The sequence below is a fragment of the Ruegeria sp. CF8 genome, from assembly GCF_056537285.1.
In genome coordinates this window covers 84660-106384 of the sequence record NZ_JBQFRG010000006.1, presented here as the reverse complement: position 1 = coordinate 106384, position 21725 = coordinate 84660, and the positions used below count along the sequence as shown (strand labels likewise).

Here is a 21725-nt window from a genome sequence, read left to right as displayed (position 1 = left end):
GCGATGACGATTGAAGTTCGTGTTCCCACGCTTGGCGAGTCGGTCACCGAAGCCACCGTTGCCACATGGTTCAAAAAACCCGGCGATGCAGTCGCCGTGGATGAAATGCTGTGTGAGTTGGAAACTGACAAGGTCACAGTGGAAGTGCCTTCTCCCTCTGCGGGTGTGATGGCAGAGATTGTAGCCGCCGAAGGCGACACCGTTGGTGTTGATGCACTGCTTGCGACCATCACGGCTGGCGAAGGTGCAGCCCCTGCCCCGGCTGCAGCACCGGCAGCAGCGGCCCCTGCTGCCGCGCCCGCTGCTGCGGGTGGGTCTGTTGATGTGATGGTTCCTACACTTGGAGAATCCGTCACGGAAGCCACCGTTTCAACTTGGTTCAAACAGGTTGGCGACAGCGTTGCGCAGGACGAAATGCTGTGTGAGCTGGAAACCGACAAAGTCTCGGTCGAGGTTCCGGCCCCGGCTGCGGGTGTTCTCGCTGAAATCGTCGCGCCAGAAGGTGCAACTGTGGATGCAACAGCCAAGCTGGCGGTAATTTCTGGCGCTGCAGCAGGTGCGGCACCTGCACCTGCTCAGGCGGCAGCAGCGGCCCCGGCAGCCGCAAGCACCGGCAAGGACGTGGCGAATGCACCCTCTGCTGAGAAAGCGATGGCAGAGGCTGGTTTGTCCGCTGATCAGGTCACCGGCACTGGTCGCGATGGCCGCATCATGAAAGAAGACGTGGCAAAGGCTGTCTCTTCGGCTGCGGCTCCGGCGCCAGCACCGGCGGCACCGGCCCCTGTTGCTCAGGCTCCACGAGCACCGGTTGCTGCCGAAGACGAGGCCCGCGAAGAACGCGTGCGCATGACCCGTCTGCGTCAGACCATCGCCAAGCGTCTCAAGGATGCGCAAAATACGGCTGCGATCCTGACCACCTATAATGAGGTGGACATGACCGAGGTGATGGCCCTGCGGAACCAATACAAAGACCAGTTCGAGAAGAAACATGGCGTCCGCCTTGGCTTTATGTCGTTCTTCACCAAAGCCTGCTGCCACGCGTTGAAAGAAGTGCCCGAGGTGAATGCCGAGATTGACGGCAATGACATCGTCTACAAAAACTTCGTCCACATGGGCGTCGCCGCCGGCACACCGCAAGGTCTGGTGGTTCCGGTCATCCGTGATGCGGACAGCATGTCCTTTGCCGCGATCGAAAAAGCTATCGCCGAGAAAGGCAAGCGTGCCCGCGACGGTAAGCTGTCCATGGCCGAAATGCAGGGCGGTACCTTCACCATATCGAACGGCGGTGTCTACGGTTCGCTTATGTCCTCGCCGATTCTGAACCCCCCGCAGTCGGGCATTCTGGGGATGCACAAGATTCAGGATCGTCCAATGGTCATCAATGGTGAGATCAAGATCCGCCCGATGATGTACCTAGCCCTGTCCTATGACCACCGGATCGTCGATGGCAAAGGAGCGGTGACCTTCCTGGTTCGCGTGAAAGAGGCGCTGGAAGATCCGCGCCGCCTGTTGATGGATCTGTAATCATGGCGACACATGTACTTTGGCAGGCCGATGTAGCCGATTTTGACGTCTGGCTGAAGGTATTCCAGGAAGACAAACCGATGAGGGAGGCCGCGGGTATCCGCGACCTCCATATCTGGCGCGACCCTGAACAGAAAGATCATGCCGTGGCTTTGTTGGAAATCACCGATTTGGAGCGCGCGCAGAACTTTATCGAGTCAGAAGAGCTTGCCATGCACCATGAACGTGGCGGCGTGGCCCATATCCACACAAAAGTTCTGACACCCGTCTGAACGTGATGGCGGAGTTTCAGGGACGACACAGCTTTTGCAAACGCGCCGCCCCCGAACTCATACGTACTCAAAACGGCGTCTTGAAATGAACGCAGAACTGACAGCACTGACCATGGCCGCCCTTCTACAGGTATTGCAATTTGTTCTCATGGCAGTCCCTGCAAATCTGGAATTGGGTCCGGGTAAAACCATGTCCGCACGTGACAGGACCAGATTGGGTGGTTCCCTGGAAGATCAGCTCTCGGATGGGACAGCCCGGCTCTACCGGGCCCTCAACAACCATTTCGAAGGTTTGATCCTGTTTGCCATAGCTTGTGTTGTCGTCACCGTTTCAGGCAAGGAAAACGCACTGACGGCTACCTGCGCCTGGACCTATCTGATCGCGCGCGTGTTGTATGTTCCCGCATATTATTTCGGTTGGAAACCATGGCGCAGCGTCATTTGGTTCGTCGGGTTTCTGGCCACCACCCTTATGCTCTTGGTGGTGCTGTTGTGAGCCCGCCTGTATACATCCTGTTCAGAGGTTCATGCCCTGCGACAGCCCGAATTCTCAAGGAGACCCTTCATGGCAAACTATGACGTTATCGTAATCGGCGCCGGCCCCGGCGGCTATGTCTGCGCCATCCGCTGCGCCCAACTGGGTTTGAAAACCGCCGTGGTCGAAGGGCGCGAGACGCTGGGCGGCACCTGTCTGAACGTGGGCTGTATCCCGTCTAAGGCGTTGCTGCACGCCTCGCACCAGTTGCACGAGGCCGAGCATAACTTTGCCAAGATGGGTCTTAAAGGCAAAGCGCCTTCGGTCGACTGGAAGCAGATGCAGGCCTACAAGGACGAGGTGATCGAAGGCAACACCAAAGGCATCGAGTTCCTGTTCAAGAAGAACAAGATCGACTGGCTGAAGGGCTGGGGTTCCATCCCCGCCGCCGGTCAGGTCAAGGTCGGCGACGAAGTTCACGAGACCAAGAACATCATTATCGCTTCTGGCTCTGAACCGTCTTCGCTGCCGGGCGTCGAAGTAGACGAGAAAGTCGTTGTGACCTCGACCGGAGCACTGTCACTGGGCAAGATCCCGAAGAAAATTGTTGTCATCGGCGCGGGCGTGATCGGGCTTGAGCTGGGTTCTGTCTACAGCCGTCTTGGTTCCGAGGTAACGGTGATCGAATTCCTCAAAGAAATCACGCCCGGTATGGACCCCGAAGTGCAAAAGACGTTCCAGCGCATCTTGAAGAAGCAAGGCCTGAACTTTGTGATGGGTGCTGCGGTGCAAAAGACCGAAGCGACCAAAACCAAGGCCAAGGTCACCTACAAACTGCTCAAGGATGACAGCGAGCACGTGATCGACGCTGATACCGTTCTGGTCGCCACTGGGCGCAAGCCGTATTCCGACGGTTTGGGGCTGGACGCCTTGGGTGTTGAGATGACCCAACGCGGCCAGATCAAGGTTGGTTCAGACTGGCAAACCAACGTGCCGGGCATCTATGCCATCGGCGACGTCACCGAAGGCCCGATGCTGGCGCACAAAGCCGAAGACGAGGGCATGGCCGCCGCAGAGCAGGTTGCGGGCAAACATGGGCATGTGAACTATGGCGTCATTCCCGGCGTGATCTACACATGGCCTGAAGTCGCAAATGTGGGTGAGACCGAAGCAACGCTGAAGGAACAAGGGCGCGCCTATAAAGTCGGCAAGTTCATGTTCATGGGCAACGGCCGCGCCAAGGCAAACTTTGCCTCGGACGGGTTCGTGAAAATCCTCGCCGACAAGGAAACAGACCGCATTCTTGGGGCTCACATCATCGGCCCGGCTGCGGGTGATCTGATACATGAGGTCTGTGTTGCGATGGAGTTCGGTGCTTCGGCAGAAGACCTGGCCCTGACCTGCCACGCGCACCCAACCTATTCAGAGGCCGTGCGCGAAGCCGCGCTGGCCTGCGGTGACGGGCCAATTCACTCCTGATCCGATACTTGTGAAACCGGAGTATTGCGAGGCTCTGCCTCGCGCTCCGAGGTATTTTGAGCCAGATGAAGCGGGGGGACCCCGACTTTGTCTGGCTCTAAGTATTTCAGGGCAGGTGCGGCGTTGCAGAACCGCAGTCACCACATGGTTTTCCGGGCGCGCCCATGCCATTCCGCATCATAATTTGCGCCACCTTCGTCGCCGCCGGATGCCTCGGCAAGCAGCTCTCCCACGGTTGGAAGCAGCGCGCTTTCATCCTCGCTGGTCCAGGTTCGGGCCCGCATCAAAGCGCGCGCGCATTGGCTGTAAATTTCGCCGATCTCAATCAGAATAACGGTCGCTGGGCGCTTGCCGTGTTTTTCAAACCGGGCGCGTAGGTCTTCGTCAGCCGTGAGTTTTGCGGTTCCGTTCAATCGAATGACTGTGTTCGATCCGGGTACGAAAAACATCAATGAAACACGTGGGTCGCGCACGATGTTCCGCAGGGAATCCAAACGGTTGTTGCCGCGCCAATCTGGCATGGCCAGCGTGCTTGGGTCCAACTCCAGCGCAACCGGGCCATCATCGCCACGCGGGCTGCCGTCCACGCCTTCCGGACCGACCGTACTGAGCACACAGAGGCGCGATGCCATAATCCACTTGCGATACAGAGGCGTCAGTCGGTGAACGACCTTACGCAAAGATGGTGCGCCGGGTTTCCCATAGTAGGTTTCCAGCGTTGCAATGTCGTCAATGGTGTCCATCAGGATCAAACCCCACTTCGCGCATCAGTTCATTTGAGCGTGTTTCAATCACATCTTCCAACCGACCAAGAAAATCGTCGCGCTCAACGCCGGGCTCAATTGGCTCAAGAAAATCCACGATCGCGAGGCCGGGCTTGCGCATGACCCCGGTCCGGGGCCAGAACACTCCGGCGTTTGTAGCCACTGGCACACACGGAACTCCGAGACCTTCATAAAGAACGGCTGTGCCGATCTTGTAAGGTTTCTTAACCCCTGGTGCGACACGCGTTCCTTGCGGATAGATCACCAGTTGCCCGGGTTCTGAAAACTCTTTCGCCACGTCCTTGACCATTTTGGCCACCGCTGCGCCGCGCTTGCCGCGATTGACCGGAATACAACCAAGCCGACGGGCATACATTCCGATGACTGGTGTAAACAGAAGTTCACGCTTCATGATGAACTTCCCATGGGGAATAGCGCTGAAGATCATGATGATATCAAGGAACGACTGGTGCTTGGCACCCACAACCACTTCATTGGTTGGCGCGCTGCCCCGAACTTCGCAGCGAATACCCACCATCCAACGGGCCAGCCACATGGTACTGCGCGCATAGGTCTTGCATGCCCTCAGAGCCCCACGTTTGGAGAACAGAGCGTAAGGCAGAAACACAATGCCAAGGATCAGCATCCAGGCGTAAATCACGATCATGAAGACCAAAGAGCGCACCCACTGAACGGCTTTGAACATCAGGAAAGCTCCTTCAACTTGCGTCGGGCCGCAGCCCATGTGGCGAAAAAGGCGACAGCCGCGCCGAGTATTGGGATGAGAATTGGCAGTACCCAATCTGTGCCTTGAAAGCCCACCCCGCTCAGAAAGCCGCCCGCATCCGAGGCTTCGGGCAGCAACAAAACGCCCGTCATACCTAGCAGGGTCCCGACCAAGGCCCCGAAAAAAGCGCGATAGGTAAAGCGCCGGACAAATGCCCCTGCGATAAAACCATCCCGCGCGCCAACCAGACGCAACACCTCGATGATCTGAGCATTCGCCGCCAGAGATGCATTTGCCGCAAGGGTGATCATGGCGGCGGTCGCTCCTCCGATCAGCAGGATCGAGATCCACCCCAAACGCCGCAGAGACATCGCCGCCTCGACAAGGGGTTCACGCCATCGCGTGTGATCATCCAGCACCGCGCCTGGCACTTCTGCTCCCAGACGCAAACGCAGGCCCATCACGTCCATTCCTGGTTCGCCTTCGGTGATTTCGATGAGCTGCGGAATGGGCAAAGTATCCAAAGGCAGGTCTGGTCCGAACCACGGCGACAAAAGCGCGGCCTGTTCCTCGGCGCTTAAGGCGCGAGCAGACGCAACGCCGGGAGTTTGGCCGAGTACTGTAAGCGCGGCTTCGGTCTGCGCAGCGAGCTGCTCTGCGGGGGCATTTATCCTCAGGGTTGCCGCCCCCGCCAGTTCCGAGGCCCAGCGGTCGGCAATCCGGCCAGACGCAAGCGCCAACGCCAGTGCAAACACCACCAGAAATGCCATCGCCCCGGCAACAAACAAAGTCAGATGAGCGGTGTACCCAGTTGGGGGAACAACACGGTTCGCCCGCGAATCGCCACGCAGCAGGGTGTTTACCTCAGCTCTGGTCATAGGTCGGCCCCCGCCAGATGCAGCTTGCGCTGAGAGATGCGCAATACGCGTGCCTGAACCTGGCTTTTGGCCGCGCGGATCAGGCTCATGTCATGGGTTGCAATCAAGACCGTCTTGCCCATGCGGTTCAACTCGATCAGCAGGCGCAGCAGACGTTGGGACATTTCCCAATCCACATTGCCAGTGGGCTCGTCCGCCAAGACAACATCAGGCGACAGGATGACAGCGCGGGCCAAGGCAGCGCGCTGACGTTCGCCTCCGGACAATTCAGGCGGGTGTGCTTCGAGCCGCGCGCCGAGCCCCACCCAACTGAGCAATTCGTTCAGATTGTCCTGTTCTGACGTTTCAGAGCGCCCGGACACCATCAGCGGCAAAGCCACGTTTTCCGCAAGCGTCATATGGTCCAGGAACTGACAATCCTGATGTACGACACCGACACGACGGCGCAGCACAGCCAGTTGATCCCGGTCAAGTGAGGAAATGTCCTGACCAAATACGCTCAGACGCCCCGAGGTTGGAAGCAGGGCCCCATAACACAGTTTCAGCAGCGTTGTTTTGCCCGCCCCGGACGGGCCGGTCAGAAAATGAAACGACCCCGGCTGCAATTGAACCGAGACGTCGCTCAGCAATTCGCCGCCACCATAGGTGTAGCTGACATTTTCCAGCTCGATCACACGTGCCCCCTTTATTTGCCGCTCTTCTTGCCCGAGCAGGGTGGCGGATTCAATGGCTCTACCGAGTCCAATTGGTGACACTTGGCCCATGAAACCGAAAACGCCCTTTGCTGACGGGTCTTAACGGAATATCATCCCTGAAAAAACTATTATCGGCCCATCGCCCGGCCGAGGAGGCAGCATGCGTCTTACATGTCCGAATTGCGGTGCGCAGTACGAAGTTCCTGACGAGGTTATTCCTGAGGAAGGTCGCGACGTGCAGTGTTCCAACTGCGATCAGACCTGGTTTCAGCCGAAGCACCCTGAAGCACCTGTAACCGCGCCGGTTGAAGACGCCGAAGCGCCAGAACAGGAACAGGAACAGGTTGAAGCGGCGGATCAGCCGACAGAAGAACCCGAGACCAAAGAAGAGGTCACCTCTGACGTTGCGGACGCTGCGGCATCTACAGGCAACGTCGATCCGTCGGTCGCCAACATTCTGAAAGAAGAAGCGGCGCGCGAGGCAGAGTTGCGTGCGCAAGAAGGCAGCAATCTGGAAAGCCAGCCCGATCTGGGATTGGATCAACCGCCGGAGCCTAAGGTTAAGCCCAAGCGGCCAGCCGCCTCGGAGACTGCTGTTGACGCTGGTCAAAAGGATGCGCTTCCGGATGTCGAGGCGATCAATTCCAGTATGCGCACGGCCGAGGCGGAAGACACAGAGCCAGCCCCGCGCAAATCAGGCGGGTTCCTTCGTGGATTTGCGCTGATGCTGATTATCGGCGTGATTCTGTACTTGATCTACGGCAACGCGCAGCAGATCGGTGAGGCTGTGCCACAGGCGGACCCACTACTCAGCTCATATGTGTCCTTGGTGGATCAGGCCCGCATCTGGCTTGAAGCTCAGGCCGGCGCTCAGAACTAAAGTTAAAACCGCTCCAACAGACGTTTGAGGTATTCCAGCTCAATCTCGGGGCGGTCCGTTTCTCCGGTCCGGCGGCGGATTTCGTCCAGCAACTCGCGCGCCCGGCGATAGACGTCTTCGCCCTGCAGCAGGTTTTCGTCAGTTGATATCGAACCACCGGCCCCGGGGTTGCGGCCCAGAGGATCGCGGTTGTTGGCTTGTGCCTCACCTTCCTGCGTGCCCTGACCCGGCTGGTTTTGCTGGTTCTGGGCCATGGCCTCTCCCAGTGAACGCATCCCCTCGCGCAGCGCTTCCATGGCCTCTGACTGACGGTCAATGGCCTCGGCCAGATCATCCCCGCGCAGGGCCTGTTCCGCCTCGTCCATGGCACGACCGGCGCGGCCAAGCGCATCCCGGGCGGCGTCACCTTCAGGTGTACCAGCACCCGGCAAATTCTGTTGCTGGCGATTCAACTCATTGCGCAGGGCCTGCTGACGGTCCGCCAGTGATCCCTGCCCCTGCTCACCCTCTCCGGCCTGATCCGAGCCTTGGCCCTGACCACCCTGACCTTCGTGGCTTTGCCCCCGGCCAAGCCCGCCATTGCGGCCTTCATTGCCTTGACTTTCACCGGATTGCGCACCGGGGTTGAACTGTTCTTGCAAGTCGCGGAACGCCTGATCGCTCAGACCTTGCTGTTCGCGAAGGGTTTCAGCCAGACCTTCCATCGCCTGCTGCCCTTCGGACTGTTGGCCTTGCCCCTGGCCCTGGGTCACGCGCATGTTTTCCATCATCTGCTGGAACTCTTCCAGCGCCTGCTGGGCTTCGGCCATACGGCCTTGCTCCATCAGCTCCTGAATGCGGTCCATCATGCGCTGCAGGTCATCCTGCGTCATCTGTAGGGATTCACCGCTCTGTCCGGGCTGGTTTTCGCCTTCCTGACCATTCTGCTGAGCAAGACGTTGTAGCTGCTGCAGGTAATCCTGCGTCGCTTCGCGCAACTCTTGCATAAGCTCGGCGATTTCTTCGTCGCTAGCCCCGTTTTGCATCGCTTCGGTCAAACGCTCTTGTGCGCGCCGCATACGTTCCAATGCGTCCGCCAAGGTGCCATCCTCGATCAACACGGCAAGCTCCCACAGGGCTTGCGCGATCTCTTCCTGCTGCTCCGGGTTCAGCGCTCCGTAAGTCTGGAAGGCTTCCAGCCGCCGTAAGGCCACCCGCAAGCGCAGGTAAGCAGTGTCCGACCGGAACAAATCCTCTGGCAGATGAGAGACCGCCCGCAACAGCTGCGACACGCGCGGCGCATTGGACCGCGACCAGAGCAGATCACGCCGTTGTTCGATCACCGCTGCCGCCAGCGGGTCGAAGAATCGACGGGCCGGCAACGCAGTCATAAATGGCTCGGACGCCGACTGCTGATCAGCCGCATCCACCGCCATCAGGGTGATCTTCACCGGCAGGTGAGCCCAGGGATGTTGCGAAAAATCTTCGATCAGATCTTCGCTGAAATCCGCACGGTCGCCGGTGATCGGCATCGGCAATTCGATCTCAATCACCTCGCGCGGCTCGGGCTTGATCGTCAGACCATGACGGCGTTCGACCGACGCCAGATCCAGTTCGATCCGGGCCGAGCCCGAGACCACGCCATAGTCGTCGCTGGCGACAAAGGGCAGCTTCATTTGCCCGCCCGCCTCGGCTTTGGCAGATCCGGCAACAGCGATCTTCGGTGTTGCATCGTCGATGACCTGAACGGCCCATTCGCGGCCTGCAGGGCCTTCAATGCGCATTTGGCCAGAACGTTCGGCCACAAATTCCTGTTCGGGGTCGGTTGCAGCCTGAGTGCCCACGACCGAGCTGTTTTCAGTCAGGCTATGTGCGCCGACCTCACCATACATCCGCAGGGTAATGCGGCTGCCTTTCGGGACTGACAGCTCTGTATCGGCTTGATCCGCAAGATACAGCGTTGGCAGGCCGGTGTATCTCGGGGGTTCAACCCAACCTTCCCAGGTCGGGCCTTGCCCTGCATTTGCGGTTCCCGGCGTCATATCGGCCACCGAACCTACGCGCCACAACGAGCCGAACAGGATCGCCACCACAAAAGCCAACAGCGCTGCATAGCGCAACGCGTAAGGATCACGCGACGCCAACCGCAGGTCAGGTTTGGCAGGTGCAGCCTCTGCGGCGCGCTGCGCCATCCGGTCTTTGTGAGCTTGCCACAGTGCGACCGAATCCTGATCTGCGGACCCAATCGCCTGATCATCCAAAAGGGCCTGGATTGGACGACCCGGCAATGTCTCATCCAACCGCATGAGCGCATCCGCACGAGACGGTAGGCTAACTCTTCTCAGCCCCCAAACACCCGCCACAACTATCGCAATCAACGACAGCGCGCCCGCGCCCCAAACGATCTCAACGGACAGTTGGTCTTGCAGACCCAACATCAAAGCCGCAAGCAGAACCATGAGGATCGAGAACAGCGGCCAGAACGCACGCAATACCTGTTCAGCCACCATGCCCATGTGGGTCAACCACAAGGACAAGCGCGGAATGGGCAGGTTTGATCTGTTGGTCAAGGCGGGCCTCCGGGGTTGGGCCCGTGCGGTTATCGCATCAGAGCCACGAAGGTATGGTATCGCGGTTTATGATTTCGTCAAAGCTTGGCCGTTCACGAATGACTGCAAATTGATCACCATTGACCAAAACTTCGGGGATCAGGGGGCGGGTGTTGTATTCGCTGGCCATAACCGCTCCGTACGCGCCTGCGCTACGGAAGGCGATCAGATCCCCTGATTTCAAAGCCGGCATATTGCGTTGCTTGGCAAAGGTATCCCCCGATTCGCATACCGGACCCACGATGTCGTAGGGTTGCTGTTCAACCCCAGCCGCCGGTTCCTGTACCGCAACGATGTCGTGATGCGCCTCGTACATCGCCGGGCGGATCAGGTCGTTCATGGCACCGTCGAGGATTAGGAAATCGCGACCTTCGCCAGACTTCACGTAAATCACTTTGCTAACCATCAACCCAGCATTGCCCGCGATCAGGCGGCCCGGCTCGATCTCGATCTCGCAGCCCAGATGGCCGAGTGTTTTCTTGATCAGGGCGCCATATTCCACCGGCAACGGTGGCGCGTCATTCGAACGGGTGTAGGGGATGCCCAACCCGCCACCCAGATCGAGGCGGCGAATATTGTGACCTTCAGCGCGCAACTGTTCGGTTAGCTCTGCAACCTTGGTATAGGCCAGCTCAAATGGCTCAAGCTCGGTCAATTGCGAACCAATATGGACGTCGATGCCTATCACTTCCAAGCCCGGCAGGCTGGCGGCATGAGCATAGACCTCGGACGCGCGGGCAATCGGAATGCCGAACTTGTTTTCGGACTTGCCGGTTGCGATCTTGGCGTGGGTCTTCGCATCTACGTCCGGGTTCACCCGAACGGTGATCGGGGCGACAACGCCCAGCTCCAACGCAACAGCGTTGATCACTTCCATCTCAGGCTCTGATTCAACATTGAACTGACGGATACCTCCGGTCAGCGCTGTCCGAATCTCTTCCGCTGTTTTGCCAACACCAGAAAAGACGATCTTGTCGCCCGGAACGCCTGCGGCTTTGGCACGCAGGTATTCCCCGCCCGAAACCACATCCATCCCCGCGCCCGCCTGCGCCAGCGTTTTCAGAATGGCCTGGTTGCTGGCCGCCTTCATCGCATAGCAGACCAGATGATCGGTACCCTCAAGCGCGTCATCAAACAGCTTGAAATGCCGCAGCAGTGTCGCCGTCGAATAGACGTAAAACGGGGTTCCGACCGCTGCTGCGATTTCGGAAACAGGGACATCCTCGGCGAAAAGCGCGCCGTCGCGGTAGAGAAAATGATCCATACCTGCGCGCTTAGACCAGAAGAGGACTACGGATCAATGGATTCTGAACCCATTGCACCCGTTTAATTTCTGGTTGAAACACCCACGCGGCCATAGCCCGAGATCGAAATGCCACTGCCCGACTGTTTGGGTTCGGCCGCAGGTTCCGGACGCGGCGCGGTAGAAGGGTCGCACGCCGCTAGTGTAGCGAATGCCAGAATCAGTCCTACAAGTCTCATGTCAGCGTCTTTTCGTCTTAAATTTCTGCGCAACGTTACGCGTGTCATAGGTGGGGTATCAGGTCCGGCTGTACAACATAGATTTTCAGAATCCCAGATAGATCCCCAGCGGCCCCCGGCTCAGGCCAACGCCGCCGGCGACGTAGGTTCCGCCCGAACCCACGCCAATCGTCGCACTGGCTGTAGGTTGAACTGCCGTCGGCTGGCTCGGCTCTCCATCAGCCCCGCAACCGGCCAAAAGAAGGCCAGATGCCACTAATGCAAGCACACGAACAGCTGTCATCACACCAACGCCTTCCATCGTTCGATCTGGGTACGTACCTGATCAGGGGCCGTACCGCCGTAAGACTGGCGCGAGTTTACCGAGTTTTGCACGGTAAGAACAGAATAGACGTCATCGGTGATATCTGCGTGAACCGATTGCATATTCTCAAGCGTCAGATCAGGCAGATCGCACCCCTTGCTTTCAGCCATGGCCACCAGCGATCCGGTGACGTGGTGTGCATCGCGGAACGGCAGGCCCAAAACCCGCACCAGCCAGTCAGCCAGATCGGTCGCGGTCGAGAAACCAGACCCCGCAGCCGCTGCCAGGCTGTCCCGGTTGGCGGTCATATCCTTCACCATGCCTTCCATCGCAGCCAGCGCCAGCATCCAGTTATCGGCAGCGTCAAAGACCTGTTCCTTGTCTTCCTGCATGTCCTTGGAATAGGCCAGCGGCAGGCCCTTCATCACCATCATCAGCGCGGTGTTGGCCCCATAGATACGCCCCACTTTGGCGCGGATCAGCTCGGCCGCGTCAGGGTTCTTCTTCTGCGGCATGATCGAAGACCCTGTCGAGAAGCGGTCGGATAGGGTCACAAACCGGAACTGGGCTGAGGACCAGATCACAAGTTCCTCGGCAAAACGAGACAGATGGACGGCGCAGATTGACGCGGTCGACAGGAACTCCAACGCAAAGTCGCGGTCGCTGACAGCATCCAATGAGTTCGCAGCGGGGCGGTCAAAGCCCAGCGCTTCGGCGGTCATGTGGCGGTCAATAGGGAACGACGTTCCGGCCAGCGCTGCGGCACCCAGTGGAGATTCATTCATGCGTGCGCGCGCATCGCGCACACGAGACAGGTCACGGCCAAACATCTCGACATAGGCCATCATATGGTGGCCCCATGTTACCGGCTGCGCGGTTTGCAGGTGGGTGAAACCGGGCATGACCCAATCGGCACCTGCCTCAGCCTGCGCCAAAAGCGCGCGGATCAGGGCCAAAAGGCCCGATTCCGCCGCGTCCAACTGATCCCGCACCCAGAGTTTGAAATCGGTCGCCACCTGGTCATTACGCGAACGACCTGTGTGCAAACGGCCTGCGGGCTCACCAATCACCTCTTTCAGCCGCGCCTCGACATTCATGTGAATGTCTTCCAAAGCGGTCGAAAACTGAAATTCACCGTTTTGGATTTCTGACAAAACGGTGAGCAGCCCTTCCCGAATAGCTTCGGCGTCACTATCACTTATGACGCCTGTGGCAGCCAACATGGCGGCATGGGCGCGCGAGCCTGCGATGTCCTGGGCTGCCATCCGCTGATCGAACCCGATCGAGGCGTTGATTGCCTCCATGATCGCGTCTGGACCGGCGGCAAAGCGGCCGCCCCACATCTGGTTCGAGGATTGATCGGTCATGTAAGAAAACCCGGAGTTGATATGCGCCTATTTCGTCTGATCCCCCTTTATATGGCCCTTGCGCTGGGTGCAAACGCCGCTTTGGCGACCGATGCGGAAACGCTTGCCCCCCTTCGGGAAGACAGCCTGAAACGCTTGATCCTGCATAAGGAACCCAAACCCGCAAAATCGATCGAGTTCCAGCTGGAAGATGATGGTGGTGTCGGCACGCTGGCGGATTACGAGGGCAAATACGTGCTGTTGAATTTCTGGGCCACATGGTGTGCGCCGTGTCGCAAAGAGATGCCGCAGATCGCGGAGCTTCAGGAAGAGTTCGGAGGTGACAAGTTCCAGGTCCTGACACTGGCCACCGGTCGCAACTCTCCCGCTGGGATCACCAAGTTCTTTGAAGAAAATGGCATCGAAAACCTCCCGCGCCATCAGGACCCAAGCTCAGCTGCTGCACGGGAATTCGGCGTGATCGCGCTGCCCATTACAGTAATTCTGGACCCTGAAGGTCAGGAAATTGCGCGCCTGATCGGCGATGCCGAATGGAATTCGGACAGCGCCAAAGCAATTATTTCGACGCTTGTGGAAGCCAATAGCTGACGCCTGCGCGGCTTCCCCCTGTTTGTGCTACACTTGAACCGGCCCGAATGGGTCGGTTTTCGTTTGTAACCTTATGGGAAGGAGGCTGCGATGAAACCGGTGGTTCTTTTGATTGGGAAGCTGCCAAACGTGATCGGCGATGTGGCCAGACAACTGGATCATCTGCCGATTCAATGGCTGGGCGCGCATGACACGGACGAAGTCCGAAAGCAGTTGGATGCCGAACCTCGGATCACCTGCGCCATTTTGGGGGCAGGTCTGGATGATACGATACGCGGTGAGATGGTTGGTATCATTGCCGCCCGCCGTCCGGATATCTGTATCCATCTCAAGGATCGGGCATCAGGCCCAGATGGGCTGGTGCCCTTTGTCCAGCGTGTTGTTCAGTACGAAATCCTTGAACGTCTGGAACGCACCTGACGCAACGCCACCTTTGACAGCCCCAACGCGTCTTTGCAGGGTGTCCGCAGGAGGATGGGATGCCGTTGGAAATATTATTGGTTCTGGTGGTCGGAGGAATCGCCGGGATCACATTGCTTTTGCATCTGACGGGCCGTTCGGAGCCTTTTGTGCTGACACCCGAAACCGCACGCGCGCAATGGCTGCGGCATGCACCGGACGACACCATCATTGATGTCACGATCTCGAATGACCGTCACGCGGCACTGGTACGTACCGAAACCGGTGCCGGGCTGCTGTGGTCCTTCGGTGCCGACACTGTGGCCCGACATTTGCTGGATTTCGATTGGATCGAACACCCAGAAGGCTTTGAAATCCAGTTTCATGACTTCGGCACCCCAGGCACTCTTATCCACCTGGACGAAATTGAGCGCGCCCACTGGCGTCACCTGATGGAGCCCGAATGACCGACCAGATCAGTTTCCCCGATGCCGTTCAGTGGGCGGTTCCCTTTTTTGTGGCCGCGATTTTGGCGGAATTTTTGTGGATCGCCGTCAAAGGGAAAGGTGGGCGATACGAAACGCGTGATGCAGTGACCTCTCTAATCATGGGTGCAGGCAATATCGCGTCCGGGTTTCTGCTGGGCTTCATTGCCTATGGCTTTTTCATGTGGCTGTGGCAGATCACACCGCTGGATCTTGGCACGTCGATCCCGGTGATCATTCTGTGCTTTGTGCTGGACGATTTTCGTTACTACTGGGTGCATCGTTTTGGACATCGCATCCGCTGGGTTTGGGCAAACCACGTCAATCACCACAGCTCACAGCATTACAACCTGACCACCGCTTTGCGGCAGCCCTGGACCTATACCTTTACGCTGATGATGGTCGTGCGCGCGCCTTTGATCCTGATCGGGTTTCATCCTGCCATGGTCCTGTTCGTCGGCGGGTTAAACCTGATCTATCAGTTCTGGATTCACACCGAGGCTATCGGAAAGATGCCCCGCTGGTTCGAAGCCATTATGAACACACCCAGCCATCACCGCGCCCATCACGGCCGGAATGCGCGGTACTTGGATTGCAATTATGCGGGTGTCTTCATCATCTGGGACAAGATGTTCGGAACCTTTGTACCCGAGCAAGAGAACGACCGGGTTGATTTCGGACTGGTTCACAATATCGGCACTTTCAACCCGCTGCGCGTGGCCTTTCACGAATGGGTCGGCATCTGGCGGGACGCGACCCAAAGCGGTCTGACTTTGCGTCAAAGACTGGCCTACTGTTTTGCCCCGCCGGGATACAGCCACGACGGCAGCCGCGATAACTCGGACCAGATAAAGGCCAAACACCTAGCCCGTCATCCGGAAGATCGCGGAACGCCCGGTTTTGAGCGTTTCGACAAAAAACTGCCCAGTGGGCAGGCAGAGCGTGTGTGAAACAGGCGGTCGTACGCCTGCTACACTTGAAATTCAGACTTCATGGTCCATATCGACACTCATCTGTAGACAAAGAGTAAACGAGGGTCGGTATGAACCGTTTGGCAGTCATTTCAACCTATGTCGGGTTGTCCGGCCTTGTACTCGCAATGATCGCAGCCTTGAACACCGTCTCGCCGGTATGGATCGCATTGGGCTTTGCGCTGATGATGTCGGGCGCCTTAGGAGCAGTGTTGAGCGCAGCGACGTCCGTGGCCCGTGCCTGGAACGCCTCACGGTAATTCCACAAACTACTATCCCTTTAACCGCAGATTCATCTGTTTCCCCCGAAACTGTGTCGAAACACCTGCCCCGGACATACCGTCTGTCACGGGCTGATGGGAATCGCCGCTATGGGAAACAAGAAACGACTGAATGTGCCCGATGGGTCAGAAAGCCCGCTGAACGCTGCGGTGTCGACTCGCGATCGTTCTATTGTGCAGATGGCAACCGAAGCGGTGAAGCACAAACAATGCAAGCTGGCATTTCAACCGGTCGTACAGGCAAATGCTCCTAATGGCATTGCGTTTTATGAAGGGTTCATACGGGTACTGGATGAAACCGGAAGGGTTATTCCCGCACGCGAGTTCATGCCACAACTCGAAAACACCCCGATTGGCCGGGATCTGGATTGCGTTGCACTGGAATTTGGATTGCGAACACTGGTGAGAAACCCCGAGATCAGGCTATCGATCAATATGTCAGCCCGCTCGATCGGGTATTCCAGGTGGTCGGCAACACTTGATCGGTTCCTAAAGCGGGACGTTTCGTTGGGCGAACGGCTGATCCTTGAGATTTCGGAAAGCTCTGCCATGCAAGTGCCGGAACTGGTGATCGATTTCATGGACCGCCTGCAAGATCGTGGCATCGCATTTGCTTTGGACGATTTCGGTGCCAGTAATTTTTGCTTTCGCCATTTTCGCGAGTTCTTGTTCGATGCCGTAAAGATTGATGGACAGTTTGTCAGAGGTATCAGCAACAATCCCGACAATCAGACACTGGTGCGTGCTCTGATCGCTGTCGCCCGTGAATTTGAAATTCTGGTCACCGCCGAATCGGTTGAAACACAGGAAGATGCAGCGTTTTTAGCGTCCAGCGGTGTGGATTGCATGCAAGGATACCTGTTTGGTGCACCTAGTGTCACCGCCCCCTGGAAGCAGGAAAGGCGTTCAAAAACAGGAAGTTGACCTAACGTCAATCAGCAAACTCCCCTCATTTTCAACGCTGAGACAAGCTGTCCGTTGCTGCAAGTGCAGCACTACGCTATTGCATGGGTACTTGAGCGGGGAACACGGGGCGCTCTTGTTTCGGGGGGCACCTCTCGACCTGCGCCGTCAGAAATTCCGCTGGCCCATGACGGTAAAGGACTGACCATATGACCAATGTAGTAATCGCATCCGCTGCACGCACAGGCGTCGGCAGCTTTGGTGGTTCATTTGCGAACACCCCTGCACATGATCTGGGCGCTGCCGTCCTGGAAGCAGTTGTAGAGCGCGCCGGAGTTGACAAAGGCGAAGTCAGCGAAACCATCATGGGACAGGTTCTGACAGCCGCCCAGGGGCAGAACCCCGCACGTCAGGCCCACATCAACGCCGGTCTGCCGCAGGAAAGCGCGGCCTGGGGGATCAACCAGGTGTGTGGATCGGGCCTGCGCGCTGTCGCACTGGGCGCTCAGCATATTCAGCTGGGTGACGCAGACATCGTTGCCGCCGGTGGGCAGGAAAACATGACCCTGTCGCCCCACGCCGCCGCTTTGCGTGCAGGCCACAAAATGGGGGACATGAAGTATATCGACACGATGATCCGCGACGGTTTGTGGGATGCCTTCAACGGGTATCACATGGGTCAGACCGCAGAGAACGTGGCCGAGAAATGGCAAATCAGCCGTGATCAGCAGGACGAATTCGCAGTTGCTTCGCAGAACAAGGCCGAAGCAGCGCAAAAGGCTGGCAAGTTCGCAGATGAAATCGTGCCCTTCACCATCAAGACCCGCAAGGGCGACATCGTGATGGACAAGGACGAATACATCCGCCACGGAGCAACCATTGAAGCCATGGGCAAACTGCGCCCGGCCTTCACCAAAGATGGTTCGGTTACTGCCGCCAACGCGTCGGGCCTGAATGACGGTGCTGCGGCGACCCTGCTGATGTCTGCAGAAAATGCCGAGAAACGCGGGATTGAGCCTCTGGCCCGCATCGCGTCCTACGCAACCGCCGGTCTGGACCCGTCGATCATGGGCGTCGGCCCGATCTACGCTTCGCGCAAGGCGCTGGAAAAGGCAGGCTGGTCGGTTGACGATCTGGATCTGGTTGAGGCCAACGAAGCCTTTGCCGCGCAAGCCTGCGCCGTGAACAAGGACATGGGCTGGGATCCGTCGATCGTAAACGTAAACGGTGGCGCTATCGCCATCGGCCACCCGATCGGCGCATCGGGCTGCCGTGTCTTGAACACGCTTCTGTTCGAAATGAAGCGCCGCGACGCCAAGAAGGGTCTGGCGACCCTCTGCATTGGTGGCGGCATGGGTGTCGCGCTGTGTGTGGAGCGCGACTAAGTGCACTGAAACCTAAATATCAAAGGGCGTCCGTCGGACGCCCTTTTTTGTTACAAAAGGCTCATACCCCTTGGATGCGACGATATTGCCACCCGAAAAGATCAGATCCACGACGAAACAATATTGCGCACGATCACCTCTCAGAGTAACAGCATTACCAAGACGACTAAAATTGAAGGAGTCATAAATGGCACGTACAGCACTCGTCACCGGCGGTTCCCGCGGTATTGGCGCATCAATTTCCAAGGCGCTCAAAGCTGAAGGATACAATGTTGCCGCCACCTATGCAGGCAATGACGAAGCCGCCGCGAAGTTCACCGAAGAAACCGGTATCAAGACCTATAAGTGGAACGTCGCTGATTATGACGAATCCAAAGCGGGCATCGAAAAAGTCGAAGCCGAGGTTGGCCCCATCGACATCGTTGTCGCCAACGCGGGTATCACACGTGACGCACCGTTCCACAAAATGACACCCGATCAGTGGAAAGACGTGATCGACACCAACCTGACCGGCGTGTTCAACACAGTTCATCCAGTTTGGCCCGGTATGCGCGAACGCAAGTTTGGTCGCGTGATCGTCATCAGCTCGATCAACGGCCAGAAAGGTCAATTTGCGCAAGTGAACTATGCCGCGACCAAAGCTGGCGACCTGGGCATCGTAAAGTCCCTGGCGCAGGAAGGTGCGCGCGCGGGTATCACAGCCAACGCAATCTGCCCCGGCTACATCGCAACTGAAATGGTCATGGCTGTACCAGAAAAGGTCCGCGAATCCATCATCGGCCAAATCCCGGCAGGCCGTTTGGGCGAGCCCGAGGAAATCGCACGCTGTGTAGCGTTCCTGGCCTCGGACGACTCGCAGTTCATCAACGGCTCGACCATCTCGGCCAACGGTGCGCAGTTCTTCGTCTGATCCATTTATCAGATGAAAAAACGGGCCGGTCCTTTTGGGCCGGCCCTTTCTTATCCCGTAAGATCGCGCGCGCTGCGATCAGCGGGAACCGAAAATGCGCTTCCAGAATTGCCAAATGACACGGCTGCGTTCTTGATGGGCGCGCAGGATCGCCATCTGGGCGGCGGGATTTGTCGTCATCTCGATCATGGCTGTCTCCTATTCAAATCAGTTTTGTTTGACCTGAAATGAATATGAAGGTTACTTATGAGAGCTACAAACGAGCTTTCTTGGGTCTTCAGTTAAGTTTTACTTCACTATGAGCGATTATCTTCCCCCGCTGACCGCGCTCCGTGCGTTTGACGCTGCAGCCCGACATATGTCTTTCGCGAAAGCCGCGGCAGAACTGCATGTGACGCCAGCAGCCCTGTCCTTTCAGATCAAATCGCTTGAGGAACATCTGGGCCGACCATTGTTTCGCCGTCTGAACCGGGCCGTAGAGCTGACCGAGGCAGGCCGCACTCTGGCACCCGGTGCCGCTGAAGGCTTTGCTGCATTGCAAGCCGCATGGCGCGCCGTGCGCAGGCAGGAAGATGACATCAGCCTAACTGTGACCGCCGGTCCAGCTTTGACGGCCAAATGGTTGGCGCCGCGGCTTTACGAGTTTGCCCGTGCGCATCCTGAAATTGATCTGAAGTTCTCGGCCACTCTGCGCAATATGGACCTTGAGAGGGACGATGTGGATGTCGCCATCCGCTTTGGGAATTCCGCTGACGAAGGGCTGTATTCCGTCCCCGTGCGAAAGGAATGGCTGACACCGGTCATGACACCGGAACTGGCGGAACAATTCGACACTCCGGAAAGCCTGCGGCACGCCCCCTTAATCCATGACGATTCGATCAATTTTCTGACCCCGCCCTGCGACTGGCCTGCCTGGTTTCGTGCCGTAGGGGTCGATTTCACGCCGACCCATGGCGCGCATTTTTCAAATGCCGATCACGCGATTGATGCCGCCGTCGCAGGTGTTGGCGTGGCGCTTGGGCGACGCGCCATGATTCTCAAGGACTTGACCGAAGGCCGCTTGGTCGCGCCGTTCAAGGTGGCGTTGGAAACACAGGGGCGGTTCAGGTTTCTTTGCCTTCCCGGGGCCGAAAAGAAACCTCAGATCGCGGCGTTTCGCGATTGGTTCCTAACCGAGATTGAAAAAACCGCGCATATATCGGATGAGTTCAAGATCATACCGATTGAAGAGGTTTCCAACCGATGACCAAAATGCGCGCAACGGCCATCGGTTTTGTGGCCGTCTTGCTGTGGGCTTTGCTGGCGTTATTCACGGTCGGTTCTGCTCCCACGCCGCCCCTATTGCTGAACACAATCTGTTTTACGATTGGTGGCACACTTGGATTGATCTGGGCCGCTGCCACGGGCGGGTTGAGCAGTTTGAAACGCGTTCCCTGGACCACCTACTTGTTTGGTGCTTTGGGTCTGTTCGGGTATCACGCCCTTTATTTTTCTGCCCTGCGCATGGCCCCAGCTGCCGAGGCTGGGCTGATCGCCTATCTCTGGCCTTTGCTCATCGTGCTCATGTCGGGACTGCTACCCGGCGAGCATCTACGCATCGGGCATATGATCGGGGCCTGTCTTGGCTTTGCAGGTGCGGCCGTAATCATCGCAGGTGGCGGCGGCGCTGGTTTTCAGGCCCAACACCTGCCCGGATATGCATTGGCCCTGCTCTGCGCTCTGACATGGTCAGGCTATTCCGTTCTGTCTCGTAAGCTGGGCGACACGCCCACTAGTTCGGTCGCAGTGTTTTGCCTTGCAGCCGCAGTGGCGTCTGGCCTGCTGCACGTGTTTTTGGAAGACACAGTGTTTCCGCTCACGCCCCTTGGCTGGGCGTCGGTTCTGGCGCTTGGCCTTGGGCCTGTCGGGCTTGCATTCTATGTGTGGGACATCGGGGTCAAGCAAGGCGACATTCAAATGCTTGGAACCTCGTCTTACGCGGCCCCTTTGTTGTCAACGCTGGCTTTGGTTGTGGCCGGGATCGCCGCCCCATCCTGGGGGCTTGCGATCGCGGCCTTGTTGATCACCGGCGGGGCCTTGATCGCAGCCCGCGCCAGCCTGAAATCTTAGGCAGACAGGCGTTCGATCTCTTCCTTCAGTTTGAGCTTCTGTTTCTTCAACTGAGCAATATGGAGATCATCAATGCCCGGCGAGCGTTGGGCTTGTTCCACTTCGAGACCGAGAGATTCGTGCTTTTTCTTCAGTTCCGTCAGATGTGCGCTCACGCTCATTGCGATCCTCCTTGTTTACGTGTGTGTAGTTCACGTAAGAAGTTGACCACATCGTTTCCACCCTGTCACGCTGCACAAGCACAGAATCTGTAATAAAT

General features: G+C 57.8%; 25 protein-coding genes. 15 read left to right on the top strand and 10 right to left on the bottom strand.

The features are described 5' to 3' along the window. Positions 1 to 3 precede the first annotated feature (3 nt). The 4 genes from odhB (at position 4) to lpdA (ending at position 3750) form a co-directional block, all read left to right on the top strand. Positions 4 to 1524, top strand: coding sequence for a 2-oxoglutarate dehydrogenase complex dihydrolipoyllysine-residue succinyltransferase (odhB, locus tag ACR0EV_RS14905; RefSeq protein ID WP_480800805.1), 1521 nt, complete (start codon positions 4 to 6; stop codon positions 1522 to 1524). Positions 1525 to 1526: 2 nt separating this feature from the next. Continuing rightward, a complete protein-coding gene (locus tag ACR0EV_RS14900; protein ID WP_480800804.1) occupies positions 1527 to 1796 on the top strand; it encodes a hypothetical protein in 270 nt (89 codons plus the stop codon). 85 nt (positions 1797 to 1881) lie between these two features. Continuing rightward, the gene (locus ACR0EV_RS14895; RefSeq protein WP_480800803.1) at positions 1882 to 2292 is read left to right on the top strand and encodes an MAPEG family protein; all 411 of its coding nucleotides are present in this window, start codon (positions 1882 to 1884) and stop codon (positions 2290 to 2292) included. Positions 2293 to 2361: 69 nt separating this feature from the next. Next, positions 2362 to 3750 carry a dihydrolipoyl dehydrogenase gene (gene lpdA, locus ACR0EV_RS14890; protein ID WP_480800802.1) on the top strand — a complete coding sequence of 463 codons (1389 nt, stop codon included), beginning with the start codon at positions 2362 to 2364 and terminating at the stop codon, positions 3748 to 3750. Between the two features lie 137 nt (positions 3751 to 3887). Here the strand turns inward: lpdA and ACR0EV_RS14885 are convergent, their stop codons facing one another. Genes ACR0EV_RS14885 through ACR0EV_RS14870 form a run of 4 tightly spaced genes read right to left on the bottom strand, consistent with a single transcriptional unit; the run spans position 3888 to position 6793 of the window. Next, positions 3888 to 4493, bottom strand: a complete 606-nt coding sequence (locus ACR0EV_RS14885; protein WP_480800801.1) for a pyridoxamine 5'-phosphate oxidase family protein — start codon at positions 4491 to 4493, stop codon at positions 3888 to 3890. Continuing rightward, positions 4480 to 5220 (bottom strand): lysophospholipid acyltransferase family protein, encoded by a 741-nt coding sequence (locus ACR0EV_RS14880; RefSeq protein ID WP_480800800.1) that lies wholly within the window; start codon positions 5218 to 5220, stop codon positions 4480 to 4482. The genes ACR0EV_RS14885 and ACR0EV_RS14880 overlap by 14 nt, the downstream gene beginning before the upstream one ends. Beyond that, a complete protein-coding gene (locus ACR0EV_RS14875; RefSeq protein ID WP_480800799.1) occupies positions 5220 to 6119 on the bottom strand; it encodes a cell division protein FtsX in 900 nt (299 codons plus the stop codon). Before ACR0EV_RS14875 ends, ACR0EV_RS14880 begins: the two co-directional genes overlap by 1 nt. Further along, positions 6116 to 6793: a cell division ATP-binding protein FtsE gene (locus ACR0EV_RS14870; RefSeq protein WP_480800798.1), complete on the bottom strand. Its 678-nt coding sequence runs from the start codon at positions 6791 to 6793 to the stop codon at positions 6116 to 6118. The genes ACR0EV_RS14875 and ACR0EV_RS14870 overlap by 4 nt, the downstream gene beginning before the upstream one ends. Positions 6794 to 6974: 181 nt before the next feature. Here ACR0EV_RS14870 and ACR0EV_RS14865 point away from each other — a divergent pair, with 181 nt between their 5' ends. After that, positions 6975 to 7694 carry a zinc-ribbon domain-containing protein gene (locus tag ACR0EV_RS14865; protein ID WP_480800797.1) on the top strand — a complete coding sequence of 240 codons (720 nt, stop codon included), beginning with the start codon at positions 6975 to 6977 and terminating at the stop codon, positions 7692 to 7694. Positions 7695 to 7696: 2 nt separating this feature from the next. Here ACR0EV_RS14865 and ACR0EV_RS14860 read toward each other — a convergent pair whose 3' ends face one another. The 5 genes from ACR0EV_RS14860 to argH all read right to left on the bottom strand — a co-directional run bounded on the left by ACR0EV_RS14860 (position 7697) and on the right by argH (position 13435). Next, positions 7697 to 10189, bottom strand: coding sequence for a TIGR02302 family protein (locus ACR0EV_RS14860; RefSeq protein ID WP_480800972.1), 2493 nt, complete (start codon positions 10187 to 10189; stop codon positions 7697 to 7699). 91 nt (positions 10190 to 10280) lie between these two features. Further along, positions 10281 to 11546, bottom strand: coding sequence for a diaminopimelate decarboxylase (gene lysA / locus ACR0EV_RS14855; RefSeq protein ID WP_480800796.1), 1266 nt, complete (start codon positions 11544 to 11546; stop codon positions 10281 to 10283). Between the two features lie 62 nt (positions 11547 to 11608). Then, a complete protein-coding gene (locus ACR0EV_RS14850; protein WP_480800795.1) occupies positions 11609 to 11764 on the bottom strand; it encodes a hypothetical protein in 156 nt (51 codons plus the stop codon). A gap of 85 nt (positions 11765 to 11849) precedes the next feature. After that, positions 11850 to 12047 carry an argininosuccinate lyase gene (locus ACR0EV_RS14845; protein ID WP_480800794.1) on the bottom strand — a complete coding sequence of 66 codons (198 nt, stop codon included), beginning with the start codon at positions 12045 to 12047 and terminating at the stop codon, positions 11850 to 11852. Further along, positions 12047 to 13435 carry an argininosuccinate lyase gene (argH, locus tag ACR0EV_RS14840; protein WP_480800793.1) on the bottom strand — a complete coding sequence of 463 codons (1389 nt, stop codon included), beginning with the start codon at positions 13433 to 13435 and terminating at the stop codon, positions 12047 to 12049. The genes ACR0EV_RS14845 and argH overlap by 1 nt, the downstream gene beginning before the upstream one ends. A gap of 21 nt (positions 13436 to 13456) precedes the next feature. Here argH and ACR0EV_RS14835 point away from each other — a divergent pair, with 21 nt between their 5' ends. The 10 genes from ACR0EV_RS14835 (at position 13457) to yddG (ending at position 21466) form a co-directional block, all read left to right on the top strand. Continuing rightward, a complete protein-coding gene (locus ACR0EV_RS14835) occupies positions 13457 to 14023 on the top strand; it encodes a TlpA disulfide reductase family protein (RefSeq protein WP_480800792.1) in 567 nt (188 codons plus the stop codon). 90 nt (positions 14024 to 14113) lie between these two features. Continuing rightward, positions 14114 to 14443, top strand: a complete 330-nt coding sequence (locus ACR0EV_RS14830; protein WP_171179097.1) for a hypothetical protein — start codon at positions 14114 to 14116, stop codon at positions 14441 to 14443. A 59-nt stretch (positions 14444 to 14502) separates the two neighbouring features. Continuing rightward, a complete protein-coding gene (locus tag ACR0EV_RS14825; RefSeq protein ID WP_171093718.1) occupies positions 14503 to 14889 on the top strand; it encodes a hypothetical protein in 387 nt (128 codons plus the stop codon). Next, positions 14886 to 15857: a sterol desaturase family protein gene (locus ACR0EV_RS14820; protein ID WP_480800791.1), complete on the top strand. Its 972-nt coding sequence runs from the start codon at positions 14886 to 14888 to the stop codon at positions 15855 to 15857. The genes ACR0EV_RS14825 and ACR0EV_RS14820 overlap by 4 nt, the downstream gene beginning before the upstream one ends. Positions 15858 to 15949: 92 nt before the next feature. Continuing rightward, on the top strand, positions 15950 to 16138 hold the full coding sequence (locus ACR0EV_RS14815) for a hypothetical protein (RefSeq protein ID WP_480800790.1): 189 nt from the start codon (positions 15950 to 15952) through the stop codon (positions 16136 to 16138). A 111-nt stretch (positions 16139 to 16249) separates the two neighbouring features. After that, complete coding sequence (locus ACR0EV_RS14810; RefSeq protein WP_480800789.1) at positions 16250 to 17083, top strand: EAL domain-containing protein; 834 nt, start codon at positions 16250 to 16252, stop codon at positions 17081 to 17083. Positions 17084 to 17271: 188 nt separating this feature from the next. Beyond that, the gene (locus ACR0EV_RS14805) at positions 17272 to 18447 is read left to right on the top strand and encodes an acetyl-CoA C-acetyltransferase (protein WP_170795517.1); all 1176 of its coding nucleotides are present in this window, start codon (positions 17272 to 17274) and stop codon (positions 18445 to 18447) included. A gap of 187 nt (positions 18448 to 18634) precedes the next feature. Then, entirely contained in the window at positions 18635 to 19357 is a 723-nt protein-coding gene (gene phbB, locus ACR0EV_RS14800; RefSeq protein ID WP_480800788.1) for an acetoacetyl-CoA reductase, read from the top strand. A 298-nt stretch (positions 19358 to 19655) separates the two neighbouring features. Beyond that, positions 19656 to 20603, top strand: coding sequence for a transcriptional regulator GcvA (locus ACR0EV_RS14795; protein WP_480800787.1), 948 nt, complete (start codon positions 19656 to 19658; stop codon positions 20601 to 20603). Next, positions 20600 to 21466: an aromatic amino acid exporter YddG gene (gene yddG, locus ACR0EV_RS14790; protein ID WP_480800786.1), complete on the top strand. Its 867-nt coding sequence runs from the start codon at positions 20600 to 20602 to the stop codon at positions 21464 to 21466. Before ACR0EV_RS14795 ends, yddG begins: the two co-directional genes overlap by 4 nt. On the opposite strand, the gene ACR0EV_RS14785 is transcribed toward yddG, so the two are convergent. Then, positions 21463 to 21627, bottom strand: coding sequence for a YdcH family protein (locus ACR0EV_RS14785; protein ID WP_083445267.1), 165 nt, complete (start codon positions 21625 to 21627; stop codon positions 21463 to 21465). The genes yddG and ACR0EV_RS14785 overlap by 4 nt on opposite strands. Between the last annotated feature and the right edge of the window lie 98 nt (positions 21628 to 21725).

Bases quoted from the DNA above. Each gene is read 5' to 3' on its own strand.
- lysA (WP_480800796.1), bottom strand. From the start codon at position 11,546: ATGGATCATTTTCTCTACCGCGACGGCGCGCTTTTCGCCGAGGATGTC.
- ACR0EV_RS14815 (WP_480800790.1), top strand. From the start codon at position 15,950: ATGAACCGTTTGGCAGTCATTTCAACCTATGTCGGGTTGTCCGGCCTT.
- ACR0EV_RS14835 (WP_480800792.1), top strand. From the start codon at position 13,457: ATGCGCCTATTTCGTCTGATCCCCCTTTATATGGCCCTTGCGCTGGGT.
- ACR0EV_RS14795 (WP_480800787.1), top strand. From the start codon at position 19,656: ATGAGCGATTATCTTCCCCCGCTGACCGCGCTCCGTGCGTTTGACGCT.
- ACR0EV_RS14865 (WP_480800797.1), top strand. From the start codon at position 6,975: ATGCGTCTTACATGTCCGAATTGCGGTGCGCAGTACGAAGTTCCTGAC.
- ACR0EV_RS14895 (WP_480800803.1), top strand. From the start codon at position 1,882: ATGAACGCAGAACTGACAGCACTGACCATGGCCGCCCTTCTACAGGTA.
- ACR0EV_RS14880 (WP_480800800.1), bottom strand. From the start codon at position 5,220: ATGTTCAAAGCCGTTCAGTGGGTGCGCTCTTTGGTCTTCATGATCGTG.
- ACR0EV_RS14850 (WP_480800795.1), bottom strand. From the start codon at position 11,764: ATGAGACTTGTAGGACTGATTCTGGCATTCGCTACACTAGCGGCGTGC.
- ACR0EV_RS14845 (WP_480800794.1), bottom strand. From the start codon at position 12,047: ATGACAGCTGTTCGTGTGCTTGCATTAGTGGCATCTGGCCTTCTTTTG.
- phbB (WP_480800788.1), top strand. From the start codon at position 18,635: ATGGCACGTACAGCACTCGTCACCGGCGGTTCCCGCGGTATTGGCGCA.
- ACR0EV_RS14860 (WP_480800972.1), bottom strand. From the start codon at position 10,189: ATGGGCATGGTGGCTGAACAGGTATTGCGTGCGTTCTGGCCGCTGTTC.
- ACR0EV_RS14805 (WP_170795517.1), top strand. From the start codon at position 17,272: ATGACCAATGTAGTAATCGCATCCGCTGCACGCACAGGCGTCGGCAGC.
- ACR0EV_RS14785 (WP_083445267.1), bottom strand. From the start codon at position 21,627: ATGAGCGTGAGCGCACATCTGACGGAACTGAAGAAAAAGCACGAATCT.
- ACR0EV_RS14885 (WP_480800801.1), bottom strand. From the start codon at position 4,493: ATGGACACCATTGACGACATTGCAACGCTGGAAACCTACTATGGGAAA.
- odhB (WP_480800805.1), top strand. From the start codon at position 4: ATGACGATTGAAGTTCGTGTTCCCACGCTTGGCGAGTCGGTCACCGAA.
- ACR0EV_RS14830 (WP_171179097.1), top strand. From the start codon at position 14,114: ATGAAACCGGTGGTTCTTTTGATTGGGAAGCTGCCAAACGTGATCGGC.
- argH (WP_480800793.1), bottom strand. From the start codon at position 13,435: ATGACCGATCAATCCTCGAACCAGATGTGGGGCGGCCGCTTTGCCGCC.
- ACR0EV_RS14820 (WP_480800791.1), top strand. From the start codon at position 14,886: ATGACCGACCAGATCAGTTTCCCCGATGCCGTTCAGTGGGCGGTTCCC.
- yddG (WP_480800786.1), top strand. From the start codon at position 20,600: ATGACCAAAATGCGCGCAACGGCCATCGGTTTTGTGGCCGTCTTGCTG.
- ACR0EV_RS14875 (WP_480800799.1), bottom strand. From the start codon at position 6,119: ATGACCAGAGCTGAGGTAAACACCCTGCTGCGTGGCGATTCGCGGGCG.
- ACR0EV_RS14810 (WP_480800789.1), top strand. From the start codon at position 16,250: ATGGGAAACAAGAAACGACTGAATGTGCCCGATGGGTCAGAAAGCCCG.
- lpdA (WP_480800802.1), top strand. From the start codon at position 2,362: ATGGCAAACTATGACGTTATCGTAATCGGCGCCGGCCCCGGCGGCTAT.
- ACR0EV_RS14900 (WP_480800804.1), top strand. From the start codon at position 1,527: ATGGCGACACATGTACTTTGGCAGGCCGATGTAGCCGATTTTGACGTC.
- ACR0EV_RS14825 (WP_171093718.1), top strand. From the start codon at position 14,503: ATGCCGTTGGAAATATTATTGGTTCTGGTGGTCGGAGGAATCGCCGGG.